Here is a 14,731-nt window from a genome sequence, read left to right as displayed (position 1 = left end):
CTGGGGCGGGCCCACTCCCCCCCGGTGGGGCAGCCTCACCGCCACCCCCCGGGGCGGGGGGGGGGGGGGGGCCCCGCCGCCCCCGGGCCTTCGCGCTGCCTGCGACGACCTGGCGACGACCTAGAGGTCGGTGGCGATGATCTTCTCGATGTTGCGCTCGGCGAGCGCGGTGATGGTGACGAACGGGTTGACGCTGGTGTTGCCCGGGATGAGCGCGCCGTCGATGACGTACAGGCCGGTGTAGCCGTGCAGGCGGCCGTAGTTGTCGGTGGCCTTGTTCAGGATCGCGCCGCCGAGGGGGTGGTAGGTGAGGTGGTCGCCCCAGATCTTGTTGGTGCCGAAGAGGTCGGTCCGGTAGATCGTCCCCTCCTTCGAGTTGATCTTGTCGAAGATGGTCTTGGCCATGTCGATGGACGGCTGCTTCCAGGCCGTCTGCCAGTTCAGCTGGACCGAGCCCGAGGCCGCGTCGTACGTGAACTCCGCGCGGTTCGGGTTCTTCGTGATCGACAGGTAGAAGGACGCGTAGGTCTCTATGCCGGTCGGCAGCGGGGCCACCTCGGCGAAGGCGCCGCCCGCGTCCCAGTTGTCGATGCCGCCGCAGGGGATCGACGCCTGCACCTTGCCGGTCGGGTCCCAGATGTGGTTGGCCCGGCCGACCATGACGTTGCCGTTGTCACCCCAGCCCTTGCCGATCTCCTCGTTCAGGTTGGGCAGCGCGCCGGTGGCCTTCAGCCGGACGAGCAGCTTGCTGGTGCCGACGCTGCCGGCCGCGAAGAAGACCTTGTCCGCGAGGACGGTCTTGGTGCCGATGGTGTCGCCGGTGGTGTTGATCTGCTCGATGACGACCGTGTACCCGCCGCCGGAGGCCTGGGAGACCGAAGTCACCTTGTGCAGGGGCGAGATGGTGACCTTGCCGGTGGCCTTCGCCTGGGCGATGTAGGTCTTCTGGAGGGACTTCTTGCCGTAGTTGTTGCCGTAGAGGATCTCACCGGCCACCGCGGACTTGGTGACGGTCCCGGCCGCTTCCTGCTTCATGTAGTCCCAGTCGTATACGTCCGGGACGAAGACGAAGGGGAAGCCGGAGCGTTGGGCCTGCTTGCGGCCGACCCGGGCGAACTGGTAGCAGTCGACGGTGTCGAACCAGGCCGGGTCGATCAGGCCGACGCCGAGGCCCGCGTTGGCGCGCGGGTAGTAGGTGCTGTACATCTCCTCCGCGTCCACGGACGGGAGGATGGCGCCGAAGTTCGTACGCTTCGGGGTGACCGCCATGCCGCCGTTGACCAGCGAGCCGCCGCCGACGCCGCGGCCCTGGTAGACGATGATGCCGCCCATTTCCTCGGCGTCCAGGATGCCGGTGTAGCGCGGGATGTCCTTGTCGATGGGGAAGCCCAGGAAGTTGCTCAGGGGCTGCTTGGTCTTGGTGCGCAGCCAGTAGGAGCGCTGGTCCGGGCTGGTGGTGCTACAGAAGATCTTGCCGTCCGAGCCCGGGGTGTCCCAGGCCATGCCCATCTCGATCATGTGGACGTCCACCCCGGCCTGGGCGAGCCGCAGCGCGGCCACGGATCCTCCGTACCCGGTACCGATCACCAGGGCCGGTACGTGGGCGCCGTTGTCGATGGGCCCGGCGGCGGTCGCGGCGTCCGTGGCGGCCTGTGCCTGGGAGGGGACGATCTGGCCCGAGAGGACCATTGCCCCCAGAATGGAACCAGTTCTACCCAGGAATCCACGGCGTGAGACGCCCTTGGAGGAGGTTTTGTGCAGGCCTTTGTCGGTCATGTGAGCTTCCTCACTCTAGGCGGAATGAGAACGAGTTCTACTGCCGAGTGCTTGTGAAGTCACTAGATGCGGCGCGGAATCTTTCGCCGGTCACCGCTGGGTGCGGCGCCAATTCGTGCTACCCGTAAGGGTGTTGAAGGTCCCATCGGATGCTGGGAATGACGACCGGCTGTGGATGTCCGATGGTCTCGCAGTGACGGACCGGGCCCGGCCGGGGCCGGCGCCCGGTGGCGTGTGCGCGCTGAATCCGCCACGTCAGAAGTCGAACGCGTTACGGCGCGCCTCCCGTACCGGGGTGTGGGGGATCTCGGTGCACCCAGCCACTCCGCCGTGGCTGTTTCCCGCGGGGCCGGAGGCCGAAAAGCGACAAACCGCAAGGTGAGCCCGTGATCGGCGGCCGAATCTTTTTACCTTCGCCGGATGCTCCTGTTCCCCGCGCGGGCCGGTGTTACAGGTGCGGGGCACCTCGTCCGGTGGCCTCGCGTACAGAAGGGGAACGCGCGCGGTCGCCGGTCCAGACCAGGATCAGCGCCGAGGCGGCCGCCGCGAAGGCGCACCAGGTGGAGGCGAATTCGAGCCTCCACAGCAGGGCGCAGACGACGGCTCCGGCGGACATGAGGAGGCCGAGGAGGCGGAGCCGGCGGTCTCCGGAGATCAGCAGGGAGCCGATCGTGGCGAACAGGTACCCCGCAAGAACCAGTGGCATCCATGGAACGTTCACGCCGTAGCCGAGGGTGTGGCCGCGGATCTCGGCTTGGACGGGGCGGGTCGCCAGGCAGTACGCGAGGTACGCGCCGGTGGCGAGTCCGGCGGCCAGGGGCCACCACAGCCGGGGCCGGCGCTCCGGCGCGGCGGCGAGCAGCACACCGAACGGCACCCACACCGGCAGCAGCGGGAGCGCGATCGCCGCCCAGGCAGTGGCCGCCGGGCCGCAGCCGCCGCCGGAGTGCCAGACGGCGGCCTCGGTGAGCTGGTGGGCGCCCAGGATCAGGGGGAGCGCCGCGATGGGCAGGTCCTGGGTCCTTCGCGTGCGCACCAGGCAGGCGATCCCGATGGCGGTGATGGCCGTACCCGCCGTCAGATCGGCCGTCGCGCTCCAGCACATGGCGACCTCCCGCTCTCACGGTAGGGCGGACCAGCTCCGTCTGCCACGCCACAGATCATTGCAAGAATTCGACATGTGGCAGAGGATTCCTGCACGACTCTTGCCGCGTTCGTGCGTGTGGTCCTACTGTCCCGGCCATGCCCCCGAGAAGAGCCGTTCCCAGAAGAGCCGTTCCCAGAAGAGGCGTTCGCAGAAGAGCCGCCGCCGCGCTTGCGGCGATCACCGTGTCCGCCCTCGGTCTCGGCGCCCCGGGCGCGAGCGCCGCCGAAGCCCGGCCCGCCGGTGCGGACCCCGCGGCGTCGGCCGTCGTCACCCGGGCCGCCCTCGATCCCGCACTGGTCGAGGGCCGCGGCGCCCGCGTGGACTTCGCCGAGCAGGAGGCGGAGAACGCGGTCACCTCCGGCACGCTCATCGGCCCCGACCGCACCGCCTACTCCCTCCCTTCCGAGGCCTCCGGCCGCAAGGCCGTGAAGCTGGCCCCGGGCGAGTACGTGGAGTTCACCCTGCCCGCGGCCGCCGACGCGGTCACCGTCCGCTACAGCCTCCCCGACGCCCCGGCCGGCGGCGGCATCACCGCCCCCCTCGACGTCACCGTCAACGGCAAGAACCGCCGCTCCATGACGCTGACCTCGCAGTACTCCTGGCTGTACAACCAATATCCCTTCAGCAACGACCCCCAGGCCGACCTGCTGCACCCCGACTGGTGGATCACCGAGTGCGGCTGCGTCCCCGCGGCGACCACCCCGGCCCCGGTCGTCACCAAGCCGTTCCGGCCCACCCACATGTACGACGAGCGGCGCCTCCTGCTCGGCCGCACCTACCGGGCCGGCGACAAGATCCGGCTCACCGTCCCGGCCGGGAGCACAGCCGCCTGGACCGTGATCGACCTGCTCGACTCCGAGCGCGTCGGCGCCCCGCACGTGGAAGCGGCAGCCGCCAACGCCCTGCTCTTCGGCGCCGACCCGACCGGCCACCGCGACTCCGCCGACGCCATCGACCGGGCCATCGCCTTCGCCAAGCGGGGCCGCCTCCCGGTCTACCTGCCGCCCGGCACCTACCAGGTCGGCCGCCACATCATCGTGGACGACGTGACGGTCACCGGCGCCGGCAGCTGGTACACCACCGTCAAGGGCAAGGGCGTCGGCTTCTACGGCAAGGAGGCCGCCGAAGGCGGCAGCCGGGGAGTCCACCTCTCCGGCTTCGCCATCGAAGGGGACGTCCGCGAGCGCGTGGACACCGACCAGGTCAACGGCGTGGGCGGCGCGATGAGCGACTCCACCATCGACTCCCTCTACATCCACCACACCAAGGTGGGCCTCTGGTTCGACGGCCCGATGAGCAACATCAAGGTCACCCGCAACGTCATCACCGACCAGATCGCCGACGGCCTCAATTTCCACACCGGGGTCACCGACTCCCTCGTCCGGGACAACTTCGTCCGCAACACCGGCGACGACGGCCTCGCGCTCTGGTCCGAGAAGACGGCCGACGCCCGCGACACCTTCGACCACAACACCGTGCAGAGCCCCACCCTGGCCAACGGCATCGCCGTCTACGGCGGCGCCGACACCACCGTCACCGCCAACCTCGTGGCCGACCCGGTCCGAGAAGGCAGCGCCCTGCACGTCGGTTCCCGCTTCGGCGCCGAACCCTTCACCGGCGGCCTGCGGATCGCCGGCAACACCACGGCGCGCGCGGGCACGTACGAGCTGAACTGGAGGATCGGGCTCGGCGCCATCTGGTTCTACGCCCTCGACCGCAGCATCGACCAGGCCGACATCCAGGTCACGGACGACTCGTTCCTCGACAGCACCTACAACGCGGTCATGCTGGTCAGCGACTGGCCGGTGAAGGACAAGGTGCGCATCGAGAACCTCCACTTCAAGGACATCAAGGTGGACGGCACCGGCACCTCGGTATTGAGCGCGCGGGCGGCCGGCTCGGCGACCTTCGAGAACGTCGACGCACGGGGCGTCGGGGCCGTCGGGGTCAACAACTGCGGCTCCTTCAACTTCCCGCCCACCGGCTCGGAGTTCACCCTCGTGGACCGGGGCGGCAATGACGGCGGCGGCACCACGGGCCCCTGGCTGGCCGGCTGGGAACTGCCCAACACCATCACCTGCGACGACCGCCCGCCGGTGGTCGCCCCTCCGGCGCCGAGCCCCTGGTAGGGCCCCGGATCACCGCTTCGCCGCTCCCGGGGGTTCGAGCGGCGGAGCGGTCACCGCGCAGTTCGTACGGCATTGCGGGTGGCAGCTGCCGGGCGCGGGGGAGCGTACGGTCGCCCACGCCACCACGGAGCCGAGCACCAGCACCCCCGCGCACCAGGGCATCGCCCGCCCGAACGCCGCGTCGAAGGCGCCGGCCGAGAGGTACGCGTCCGGGCCCATCCCGGCCAGCAGCGGCAGCGCTGCCACCGCGAGCAGCCCGGCGGCGCGCGCGGCCGCGTTGTTGATCCCGCTGGCCAGCCCCGCGCGGCCGGGATCCACCGAGGACAGGACCGTCGCCGTCAGCGGAGCCACCAGTGTCACCATGCCCATGCCCATCACGAGCAGCGCCGGCAGCACGTCCCGTACGTACGAGGCCTCCTCGCCCACCCGCAGCATCAGCAGCATCCCCGCCGCGCACAGCAGCGGCCCCACGGTCAGGGGGATCCGCGGGCCGATCCGCTCCCCGAGCTCCGCCGACCGGGCCGACAGCAGCAGCATCAGTGCGGTGGTCGGCAGCAGGGCGGCCCCGGAGGCGAGGGCGGAGTAGCCGGACACCACCTGGAGCTGGAGCACGACGAGGAAGAAGAACCCGCCGAAGGCCGCGTACACGCACAGAGTGACCAGGTTGACGGCGGTGAACTGACGCGAGGCGAAGATCCCGGGCGGCACCATCGGATCGGCCCGCCGCCGCTCGACGGCGACGAAGGCGCCGCCCAGCAGGAGGCCGCCGACCCCCGCCGCCACGACGAGGGCGGTGCCCGACCGGGCCTCGATGAGGGCGTAGGTCATCAGGGCCAGCGAGGCCGCGCCGAGAACGGCGCCCGCCACGTCGAACCGCCCGTGCGCCTGCGGATCCCGGGACTCCGGTACGTGTCTCAGCGCCACCGGGACGCACAGCGCGGCCAACGGCACGTTCAGCAGGAACACCCAGCGCCAGCCCGGCCCGTCCACCAGCCAGCCGCCCAGGAACGGCCCCACGGCCGCGCCCACCCCGCCGAGCCCCGACCACAGCCCCACCGCGCGGGCCCGGTCGTCGGCGTGGATCGAGGACTGGATCAGGGCGAGGGAACCGGGTGTCAGCAGTGCGCCGCCGATGCCCTGGAGGGCGCGGGCCGCGATCAGCACCCCGGCGTTCGGCGCGATGCCGCACAGCAGCGAACCCACGGCGAACCACACCACCCCGAGCACGAAGATCCGGCGCCGCCCGAAGCGGTCGCCGAGCGCCCCGCCGACCAGGATCAGCCCGGCGAGGGTCAGTAGGTAGGCGTTGACCGTCCACTGGAGCACGGCCAGATCGGCGCCGAGATCCCGCCCGATGCTGGGCAGGGCGACATTGACCACGGTCGAGTCGAGCAGCGCCATGGCGGACCCGAGGACGGTGGTCAGCACGATCCACCGGCCCTGCGCGGAGCGGAGCCGGACGCCGGGTGGCTGTTGCGCGACGGGGTCGGTCATCCCCCCAGGCTGGCCGGTCCGCCCCCGGATGGCCAGCCGGCCGCGGACACGGACACGGACACGGGCACCTCGGTCACCCCGGTCAGCGCAGGAACTCCAGGTCCCGGGGCTCCAGCGCCGACCGGGGGCGGGCGGCGCGCAGCACCACGTCCAGGGCGCGGCCGGGGTCGCAGTCGTACGTACCGCTCGCCCACGCGGCGTTGGCCTCGATCACCGACCAGCCGCCGTCGGCGAGGCCCACGTCGACCACGATCGCCGACGGCAGGGTGGCGAACGGCAGATCGGCGGCGAAGGCGACGGCGTCGGCCGAGGCCGGGCCCAGACTGAGGCGGCCGTCCTCGGCGTAGCGGCTCGCGGTGTGGACCGCCCCGTCGAGCAGGAAGAGCCGGTACTCGGCCGTGAACCGCACGACGTCGCTGACCAGTACCTCCGTCCGCGGATCCACCGCGTCCGGCCCCGGCAGCCGGGAGCCGTCCGCGTAGACGAGCGCGGTGATCTCCTTGTCGTTCGGGGACTTCACGAAGACGGGCCGGCGCAGCCCGTACGCCTCGCGGAGCGGCATCAGCCGGATCTCCCGCCCGGTGAGCTGCCGCGGCAGCCGCGCGAGCCAGTCGGACGGTGCCTCCAGAAGGCCGATCCCGAGTCCGGCGGCCACCGCGTCGGCGAAGCGCGGACCGGCGTGCAGATGCGCGGCCCGCAGCCCTTCGGGCACGGCGAAGGTGTCCAGTCGTACGGTCGCCAGCCCGCGTGCCTGCGCGGCGTCCCGGAGCCGGGCGGCGGAGGCGGTGAGGCGGGGCGGGAGGAGCAAGGTCATGCGGCGATCTTGCCGGAGGGCCCGGACCGGGGTCATCCGGGTTTCGGCGGCTGGCAGCTGGCGGCTGGCGGGCCGCGGCCGGCGGCGAGGCGGGCGCCGGGCATTCGGGTGGCGGCGGTGACCGGCCCGTGAGACGCGCTGGGGGCGGGCCGCCGGACGCCGGTACCGTACCGACCATGACGCTGCAGAGCGACCGGGCCGGGCAGAGCGGGCAGAACGGGCGCAGGGAGTGCGCGGAACGGGTCGAGGCCCTCGTACGGGAGGCCGACCCCGGGGCCGTCTGGGCGTTCGGCGGCCCGGAGGGCCCGAGCGCGGCGGCCGGAGCCGCGGACCGGGCCGGAGCGGCCCCCGGCGTGCTCGACCCCGGCGTGCTCGACCCCGGCGTGCTCGACCCCGACGTGCTCGATGTCGGCGGGCTGACGGCCGTGCTGGCCGTCTGGCCCGTCATCGGGATCCTCGTGGGGGAAGGGGAGCTGAGCCTGCACACCCCGCTCACCGCGTACGAGGCGGGCGACGGCCTGCCCGCCGGAACCACCGCCCACCAGCTGCTCACCCACGTCCCCCACCTCACCCGCGGGTCCGCCCTGCCCGCCCTCGTCCGGCTGGCCGAGCGGCTCTGCGGCCGGCCCCTCGCCGACCTCGCCGCCGACCGGATCTGGGGCCCGCTCGGCATGACCCGGACCCGCTTCGCCGCCGACGGCACCCTGCGCGCGCCCGTCGCCGACCTCGCCCGGTTCCTGAGCCACCTCCTGGCCCCCGCCGAGGGCTCCGGCGGCGGCTCCGGCGCGGGTCCCGTCAGCCGGGCCTGGACCGCCGAGTCGCTGCGCATCCGCACCGGCGAACTCACCCCCGCCCGCGGCCTCCTCTGGCATCCGGCCCCGCACGGAGCCTGGTCCCACGGTGAAGGCCCCGCCCTGTGGGTCTCCCCGCGCCGGCAGCGCTGGGCGGCCCTCCTCCCCACCACCCCGTCGGCCCCGCTCCGTACCGCCTTCCGCGACGCGGTCTTCGGGCCAACTCCCCATCCCTGAAGCTTCGTCGTATCCTCGGGGTCCGATGAAGAAGACCCGTCAGAAGGACCGCGAACCGCCCGGTCCCGGGAGTCCCTGGGACGAGATCGCCCCCGGCCTCTGGATGGGCGGCCATTTCTGGACCGACCCGGCCGGGGAGCTGTGGCCGGTCGTCGTCGGAGCCGAGTTCGACCTGGTCATCAGCCTCTTCACCCACCCGGGCCACGGTCCCGGTCCCGGCGTGGAACACCTGGTCGGCGACATGCCCGACGCCGCGCTCACGGGCGCGCAGCTCCGTACGGTCCAGCGGCTCGTCCGGGCCGCCTGCGCGGCGCTCGACTCCGGACGGACGATCCTGGTCCGCTGCCATTCCGGTTACAACCGGTCCGGCCTCGTCGTCGCCCAGTGCCTCGTCGAGCTCGGCCTCGTACAAGCCCCCGCCGAGGCCATCGAGCTCGTCCGCCGCAAGCGCTCTCCGTGGGCCCTGCACAACGACACCTTCACCGGGTACCTCACCGCCGGGCTGGACGCGGCCGCGCTGCTCGTGGAGCTCGACCCCCTCCCGTAGGTCCTCGGAGCGCGGACCCCGGGTGATCGACGTACGGTGAGCGAGATCACCGACCGTCGAATCCCGGCTGCGCGGAGGTACACGGATGCGTACGGCCCAGGAGACCGCCCTCGATGTGCCCGCGGCCCCCGCCCAGGCCACGGCGGCCACCGCCCCGGCGACCGCACCGGCGGCCCGCGTATGACGGCCGGCGCGGGGCGCACCGGCCGGGCCGGCCGCGCCGGGAGCGTCCGGTTCGCCGCCGCCCACACCCTGCCCGTCCTCGTACGGGGCTTCGTGAGCGCCCGCCCCCGCGCCGGGCGGGGGCACGCCGCCCCCGGCCGGCCGCGCTGGTCCGCCGCGACCCTGCGGGCCCTGCGCGCACGACACGGCGGGGCGCCCGTACTCGTACGGGGGCTGACCGGCACCGTCCTGCTCATCCTGGATCCGCAGGACGTACGGCAGTTCTACGCCGAACCCCTCGACACCCTCGCCCTGCCCTCCGCCCCCGGCGCACCGGACGGCTGCGCCCACGCAGGGCTCCGCGCGGAGCGGCGGGCGGTCGACGACTCCGTCCTCGCCGCCGGTCTCTCCGTGCACCCCTCGTGCGGGCCGTTCCTCTCGGTCCTCGCCGAGGAGGCCCGGCGGCTGACGGCCGGCGGCTCCCTCGAACTCTCCCGCGCCCGCCACGTCGTGGCCCGCGCCGCCCGGCGCATCGTCCTCGGCGACGCGGCCGCCGAGGACGCGGAACTCACCCGCCGGCTCGGACGTTTCCACGACAAGACGGGTGCGCGCATCGCCGCGTACGCGGCCGGCGCCGAGCCGCACACCCTCGTCGGGCGGGCCCGCCGCCACGCCGACCCGACGGGAAGCCTCGACCCGGTCGGGCAGGCCCGGCACTGGCTGTCGGCCTTCGACCTGGTGCCCGGCCTCCTGCTGCGCACCCTGCTGCTCCTCGGCGCGCACCCGGCCGAACAGAGGGCGGCCGCCGCCGAGGCGCGGGAACCCGACGCGGCCAAGGGCGCACTGCCCCGGCTGCGGGCCTGCGTCCGCGAGGCGCTGCGCCTGTACCCGGCGGTCCCCGACCTGATACGGATCACCCGCGCCGAGACCGAGTGGCGGGGCGTGCGCCACCCCGCCGGGACCTGCGTGCTGCTCCCCGCCCTGTTCCACCAGCGCGATCCCGAACGCGTACCGGCCGCGCACGTCTTCGTACCGGGCCGGTGGGCTTCGCCCGAAGCGGCGCGGGACATCCGGATGGCCCCCTTCGGTCATGCCGAGGGCCGCTGCCCCGGTGAGCAACTGGGGCTGCTGGTCACGGCCGCGCTCTGCGCCGAGGTGCTGCGCGGGCACCGGGTCCACGCCGTCCGGCCCGTGCTCGACCCGCTCGGTCCGCTGCCCGCCGCGCTGGAACCCCAGGGGATCCGGCTCCGGCTCACCCGGCGCTGAAACCCCGCTCCACCGGCCTGACCTGCTCCGACCCGACCCGACCCGACCCGACCCGACCCGATTCGATTCGTCCTGCCCCATCCACCCGACCACACGAGGGATCCATGTCCGACGCCGCGACCTCCGCGACCTCCGAGTCGGCCGACCCGGACCCAGATCCGGACGCCGACCAGCTGGGCGCCCTGTGCCGGGAGTTGTGCGATGCCGCCGACGCCGTCGGCGAAGCCGCCCGCTACGCCTCCGGACTGGCCCTCGGCTCCCGACTGCCCGTCACCGCCCTGACCTCGGGCAGCCGCCGCCGGGCGGCCTGGCGTACGCTGCTGCGCGCCCTCACCGACCCGGCCGGACTCGGCTGGGCCCCCCGGGGCCGGGGCGTGGCCCGGGCCGGCTGGCTCGCCGGGGTCTTCGCCGGCCGGGAGAGCCTGGCCGTCAGCCTCGCGGTGTGCGGGCTCAAGGGCCGGATCCGGGCCGCGCGCACCCGTAACCCGGGACTGGCGGCGGACCCGGACGCGGCCGTGGTCCTGCGGGCCGTCGAGGAGGACCGGCAGGCCGACGCCGTCCGGGAGTTCCACGACCTGGTGCGCCGGCAGGGCCCCGGACCGGCCTTCGCCCTGCTGAACCCGTCCTTCGCCGACATCCTCGCCTGGAACGCCCTGACGGACGGCAACCCCTTCAACGACCACGCGGGCTGGCAGATCGCCACCGGCAGGGCCGTGACCGCCGAACCGCTCCTCGGACTCGGCGCGGCCATCAGGGCCTTCTTCGGGCGGGGCCCGGCCTGCCCCGGACCGGAGAGCGGCTTCCTCGCGGAACTGGACACCACCGGCACCCCGGCCGGATACCTGCGCAACGCGGAGGGGATCGTCGCCGCCGGGGGAGCGGTCCTGCTCCAGCAGGTCGTCGGAGCGGACGGGGGCGAGCGCTACGTGGTCCAGCTGGCCGGCCCCCCGCCCAGCGAGTCCGGCGGCGAGGTGTCCCCGGAAGAGCTGTACGACGGTTACCTCCGCATGGTGGCCGGGACCGTACGCCGCCTCGTGCCGTCCGGATCCGAACTCGCCCTGGTCGGCCGCGGCCCCGGCGCCCTCGCGGCCGAACGGCTGTCCACGAGCCGGGATTTCACCATCGTCTACCCGGCCGCCCGGCTGTGCACCGGCTCCGGATCCCCGGCCGCCCTCGCCGTCTTCGAGGGCTGGGTCACCGGCAGCCATCTCGTCGGACTGCCGGGCCGCCCCGACGTCTACGTTCCCGGGAGGCCGAGTTGAGGAAGATGCCCGGACCCGCTCCGGCCGAGGGCCTGCGCGCCCACTCGGCCGCCCTGCGCTCGCACGCCGAGCGGATCCGCCGGGCCGCGGGCGACCTGCACTGGCAGGGCCCGCGGGCCGACGCGTTGCGCGCCGAGGTGGAGCGCCTGGCCGAACGCTGTGCCACGGCGGCGGGCGGCTTCGACCTGGCAGCGGCCCAACTGGCCGGTACTGACGGCTGGAAGAGCGGCTGGACGAACGGCTAGAAGAACAGCGACAGCAGCAGGACGAAGCCCAGCGCGACCACCGAGATGATGGTCTCCATCACCGACCAGGTCTTGAGGGTCTGGCCGACCGTCATGCCGAAGTACTCCTTGACGAGCCAGAACCCGGCGTCGTTGACGTGGCTGAAGAACAGCGACCCGGCCCCGATGGCGAGGACCAGCAGGGCGGTCTGAGCCGTCGGCATGCCCGCCGCGAGCGGGGCCACCAGGCCGGCCGCCGAGATGGTGGCGACCGTGGCCGAGCCCGTGGCGAGCCGGATGGCCACGGCGATGAGCCAGCCGAGCAGCAGGGTCGGGATCGCCCAGTTCTGCGACAGGTCCATGATCATCTGGCCGACGCCCACGTCGATCAGGGTCTGCTTGAAGCCGCCGCCCGCGCCCACGATCAGCAAGATCCCCGCGATCGGGGCCAGGGACTTCTCCACCGTCACCGAGAGCCGGGCCTTGGTGAATCCGGCCGCCCGGCCGAGGGTGAACATGCCCACGAGCACCGCCGAGAGCAGGGCGATCAGCGGGGAGCCGGCCACGTCGGTGACCCGCTGGACCCCGTTGGCGGGGTCGTCGACCACGATGTCGACCAGGGCCTTCATCAGCATCAGGGCCACCGGCAACAGCACGGTGAAGACCGTTGCCCCGAACCGGGGGCGGTGCTCAAGCTCCGCGGAGGTCCGCTGCGGGATCATGTGCTCGGGCGCCGGGATGTCCACCCACCGGGCCGCGTACCGGGCGAACACCGGGCCGGCGATCACGACGGTCGGGACGGCGACCAGCACGCCGAGCGCGAGGGTGATGCCGAGGTTGGCGTGGAGCGCGTCGATGGCGACCAGCGGGCCGGGGTGCGGCGGGATCAGCCCGTGCATCACGGACAGGCCGGCGAGCGCCGGGATGCCGATCCGCATGAGCGAGTAGTTGCCCCGCTTGGCCACCAGCAGGACCACCGGGATCAGCAGCACGATCCCGACCTCGAAGAAGAGCGGGAGCCCGATCACCGAGGCGATGAGCACCATCGCCCACGGCATGGCCCGGCCCTTGGCGCGGGCCAGGATGGTGTCCACGATCTCGTCCGCGCCGCCCGAGTCGGCGAGCAGTTTCCCGAGGATCGCACCGAGCGCGATCAGTACGCCGACGCCCGCGACGGTGGAGCCCAGTCCGGCCGTGAAGCTGGTGATGGTCTTGGCCAGCGGGGCGCCCGCGAACACGCCGAGGGAGAGCGAGCCGAGCGTCAGCGCCAGGAAGGCGTGCAGCTTGAGGCGCGTGATGAGTAGGACGATGACGGCGATGCCCGCGAGGACAGCTATGCCCAGCTGGGTGTTGCCGGCCGAGGTGATCGGTCCGGTGGCGGCCGCTGCGAGAGTCTCGACGCTGAGACTGGTCACGGTGACGGTTCCTTAGCTCTGGTTCTCGGCTGTGGTCGGCGCGGCGAGGCGGCGAAGGGCGGCCAGCGCGCGTTCGGTGATCTCTTCCGGGGTCCCGGACACGTCGACGAGGACGCCGAGCTCGTCCGGCTGGAGCGGTTCCAGCGTGGCGAACTGCGAATCCAGCAGCGTGGTGGGCATGAAGTGGCCCTTGCGCGCCGCCATCCGCTTCTCGATCAGCGGGCGCTCGCCGGTGAGGTGGACGAACACGGCCCCGGGGGCGGTGGTGCGCAGCCGGTCGCGGTAGGCGCGCTTGAGGCAGGAGGCGGCGACGACTCCGCCGCGGCGGCCGGCGCGGTTGCGCATCCATTCGCCGATGGCGTCCAGCCAGGGCCACCGGTCGACGTCGTCCAGGGGGGTGCCCGCCGACATCTTGGCCACGTTGGCCGCCGGGTGGAAGGCGTCGCCCTCCGCGTACGGAAGGCCGAGCGCGTCCGCGAGCAGCCCGCCCACGGTCGTCTTGCCCGTGCCCGCCACGCCCATCACCACAATGACGCGGTCCACCGCGCACCTCGCTGTCCTCGTCGACATCGGTCGGTATGACCCCCACTGAAGCTCATTACGTAGTACTTATTCAAGAGCTCGGCAGTAAAACATCACATCTTTTGTTCGCCGGGGCGTCACCGTACGCTTACGCCATGACCACTGAAGGCCCGGGAGACCAGGCAGGCCAAGGCGACCAAGGCGACCATGGCGGTCAGGGCGGCCAAGGGCTCCACTCCCACGTCCTGGACACCCTCGGCCTCGCGATCACGGCGGGGGAGCACCCGCCCGGCAGCGTCCTGCGCACCGACGAGATCGCCGAGCGCTTCGAGGCCTCCCGCACGGTGGTCCGCGAGGTCGTCCGGGTCCTGGAGTCGATGCACCTGGTCGAGTCCCGCCGCCGGGTCGGCGTCACCGTCCGCCCCACCGAGGAGTGGAACGTCTACGACCCGCGCGTCATCCGCTGGCGGCTCGCCGGCACGGACCGCCCCCGCCAGCTGCGCTCCCTCACCGTGCTGCGCTCCGCCATCGAGCCGGTCGCGGCCGGGCTCGCCGCCACCAGGGCCACCCCGGAGCAGTGCGCCGAACTCACCGAGGCGGCCCTCGGCATGGTCCGCACCTCGCGCGGCCACCAGCTCGACGGCTACCTCCGCCACGACATCGCCTTCCACCGGATCGTGCTCAACGCCTCCGGCAACGAGATGTTCGCGCGGCTCGGCGACGTGGTCGCCGAGGTCCTGACCGGCCGCACCCAGCACGCGGTGATGTTCCACGACCCCGACCCGGCCGCCGTCACCCTGCACGTGCGGGTGGCCGAGGCCGTACGGGAAGGGGACGCGGCCCGAGCCGAGGCACTGACCCGGCAGATCGCGGTGGGCGCCCTGGAGGAGCTGGACGTACTCGCCCCGTAGCCGGTCCGGAGCGGCTGCGCGAGACCTCGTACGG

General features: G+C 73.0%; 13 protein-coding genes. 7 read left to right on the top strand and 6 right to left on the bottom strand.

Annotation, left to right across the window (positions count from 1 at the left end):
* Positions 1-120: 120 nt before the first annotated feature.
* On the bottom strand, positions 121-1,776 hold the full coding sequence (locus ACFXDJ_RS05440; protein ID WP_384661586.1) for a GMC oxidoreductase: 1,656 nt from the start codon (positions 1,774-1,776) through the stop codon (positions 121-123).
* A gap of 448 nt (positions 1,777-2,224) precedes the next feature.
* Positions 2,225-2,881, bottom strand: coding sequence for a DUF6629 family protein (locus tag ACFXDJ_RS05435; protein WP_384661583.1), 657 nt, complete (start codon positions 2,879-2,881; stop codon positions 2,225-2,227).
* Between the two features lie 137 nt (positions 2,882-3,018).
* Here ACFXDJ_RS05435 and ACFXDJ_RS05430 point away from each other — a divergent pair, with 137 nt between their 5' ends.
* The gene (locus ACFXDJ_RS05430; protein ID WP_384661580.1) at positions 3,019-5,052 is read left to right on the top strand and encodes a glycosyl hydrolase family 28-related protein; all 2,034 of its coding nucleotides are present in this window, start codon (positions 3,019-3,021) and stop codon (positions 5,050-5,052) included.
* A 9-nt stretch (positions 5,053-5,061) separates the two neighbouring features.
* Here the strand turns inward: ACFXDJ_RS05430 and ACFXDJ_RS05425 are convergent, their stop codons facing one another.
* Both ACFXDJ_RS05425 and ACFXDJ_RS05420 read right to left on the bottom strand, forming a co-directional pair.
* A complete protein-coding gene (locus tag ACFXDJ_RS05425) occupies positions 5,062-6,546 on the bottom strand; it encodes an MFS transporter (RefSeq protein ID WP_384661578.1) in 1,485 nt (494 codons plus the stop codon).
* 82 nt (positions 6,547-6,628) lie between these two features.
* On the bottom strand, positions 6,629-7,360 hold the full coding sequence (locus ACFXDJ_RS05420) for an ATP-grasp domain-containing protein (protein ID WP_384661575.1): 732 nt from the start codon (positions 7,358-7,360) through the stop codon (positions 6,629-6,631).
* 176 nt (positions 7,361-7,536) lie between these two features.
* Between ACFXDJ_RS05420 and ACFXDJ_RS05415 the strand changes: the two genes are divergently transcribed.
* The 5 genes from ACFXDJ_RS05415 to ACFXDJ_RS05395 all read left to right on the top strand — a co-directional run bounded on the left by ACFXDJ_RS05415 (position 7,537) and on the right by ACFXDJ_RS05395 (position 11,870).
* The gene (locus tag ACFXDJ_RS05415; protein ID WP_384661572.1) at positions 7,537-8,388 is read left to right on the top strand and encodes a hypothetical protein; all 852 of its coding nucleotides are present in this window, start codon (positions 7,537-7,539) and stop codon (positions 8,386-8,388) included.
* Positions 8,389-8,413: 25 nt separating this feature from the next.
* Entirely contained in the window at positions 8,414-8,935 is a 522-nt protein-coding gene (locus ACFXDJ_RS05410) for a protein phosphatase (protein ID WP_384661569.1), read from the top strand.
* Between the two features lie 180 nt (positions 8,936-9,115).
* A complete protein-coding gene (locus ACFXDJ_RS05405) occupies positions 9,116-10,363 on the top strand; it encodes a cytochrome P450 (protein ID WP_384847869.1) in 1,248 nt (415 codons plus the stop codon).
* Between the two features lie 104 nt (positions 10,364-10,467).
* Positions 10,468-11,625, top strand: a complete 1,158-nt coding sequence (locus tag ACFXDJ_RS05400; protein WP_384664099.1) for a hypothetical protein — start codon at positions 10,468-10,470, stop codon at positions 11,623-11,625.
* The gene (locus ACFXDJ_RS05395) at positions 11,622-11,870 is read left to right on the top strand and encodes a hypothetical protein (RefSeq protein WP_384847866.1); all 249 of its coding nucleotides are present in this window, start codon (positions 11,622-11,624) and stop codon (positions 11,868-11,870) included. Before ACFXDJ_RS05400 ends, ACFXDJ_RS05395 begins: the two co-directional genes overlap by 4 nt.
* Here the strand turns inward: ACFXDJ_RS05395 and ACFXDJ_RS05390 are convergent.
* Together ACFXDJ_RS05390 and ACFXDJ_RS05385 are read right to left on the bottom strand one after the other, a co-directional pair.
* Complete coding sequence (locus ACFXDJ_RS05390; protein ID WP_384660389.1) at positions 11,867-13,264, bottom strand: gluconate:H+ symporter; 1,398 nt, start codon at positions 13,262-13,264, stop codon at positions 11,867-11,869. The genes ACFXDJ_RS05395 and ACFXDJ_RS05390 overlap by 4 nt on opposite strands.
* 12 nt (positions 13,265-13,276) lie before the next feature.
* The gene (locus ACFXDJ_RS05385) at positions 13,277-13,834 is read right to left on the bottom strand and encodes a gluconokinase (RefSeq protein WP_384660386.1); all 558 of its coding nucleotides are present in this window, start codon (positions 13,832-13,834) and stop codon (positions 13,277-13,279) included.
* Between the two features lie 107 nt (positions 13,835-13,941).
* Between ACFXDJ_RS05385 and ACFXDJ_RS05380 the strand changes: the two genes are divergently transcribed.
* Positions 13,942-14,697 (top strand): FadR/GntR family transcriptional regulator, encoded by a 756-nt coding sequence (locus ACFXDJ_RS05380; protein WP_384847863.1) that lies wholly within the window; start codon positions 13,942-13,944, stop codon positions 14,695-14,697.
* Positions 14,698-14,731 lie beyond the last annotated feature (34 nt).

This window comes from Streptomyces sp. NPDC059443, from assembly GCF_042750105.1.
Lineage (GTDB): Bacteria > Actinomycetota > Actinomycetes > Streptomycetales > Streptomycetaceae > Streptomyces.
This window is presented reverse-complemented; position numbering and strand designations above follow the sequence as displayed.

What these genes read in the sequence shown, in the direction of transcription:
- ACFXDJ_RS05430 (WP_384661580.1), top strand. Translation starts at nt 3,019, where the DNA reads ATGCCCCCGAGAAGAGCCGTTCCCAGAAGAGCCGTTCCCAGAAGAGGC.
- ACFXDJ_RS05410 (WP_384661569.1), top strand. Translation starts at nt 8,414, where the DNA reads ATGAAGAAGACCCGTCAGAAGGACCGCGAACCGCCCGGTCCCGGGAGT.
- ACFXDJ_RS05380 (WP_384847863.1), top strand. Translation starts at nt 13,942, where the DNA reads ATGACCACTGAAGGCCCGGGAGACCAGGCAGGCCAAGGCGACCAAGGC.
- ACFXDJ_RS05405 (WP_384847869.1), top strand. Translation starts at nt 9,116, where the DNA reads ATGACGGCCGGCGCGGGGCGCACCGGCCGGGCCGGCCGCGCCGGGAGC.
- ACFXDJ_RS05400 (WP_384664099.1), top strand. Translation starts at nt 10,468, where the DNA reads ATGTCCGACGCCGCGACCTCCGCGACCTCCGAGTCGGCCGACCCGGAC.
- ACFXDJ_RS05420 (WP_384661575.1), bottom strand. Translation starts at nt 7,360, where the DNA reads ATGACCTTGCTCCTCCCGCCCCGCCTCACCGCCTCCGCCGCCCGGCTC.
- ACFXDJ_RS05425 (WP_384661578.1), bottom strand. Translation starts at nt 6,546, where the DNA reads ATGACCGACCCCGTCGCGCAACAGCCACCCGGCGTCCGGCTCCGCTCC.
- ACFXDJ_RS05440 (WP_384661586.1), bottom strand. Translation starts at nt 1,776, where the DNA reads ATGACCGACAAAGGCCTGCACAAAACCTCCTCCAAGGGCGTCTCACGC.
- ACFXDJ_RS05435 (WP_384661583.1), bottom strand. Translation starts at nt 2,881, where the DNA reads ATGTGCTGGAGCGCGACGGCCGATCTGACGGCGGGTACGGCCATCACC.
- ACFXDJ_RS05385 (WP_384660386.1), bottom strand. Translation starts at nt 13,834, where the DNA reads ATGTCGACGAGGACAGCGAGGTGCGCGGTGGACCGCGTCATTGTGGTG.
- ACFXDJ_RS05415 (WP_384661572.1), top strand. Translation starts at nt 7,537, where the DNA reads ATGACGCTGCAGAGCGACCGGGCCGGGCAGAGCGGGCAGAACGGGCGC.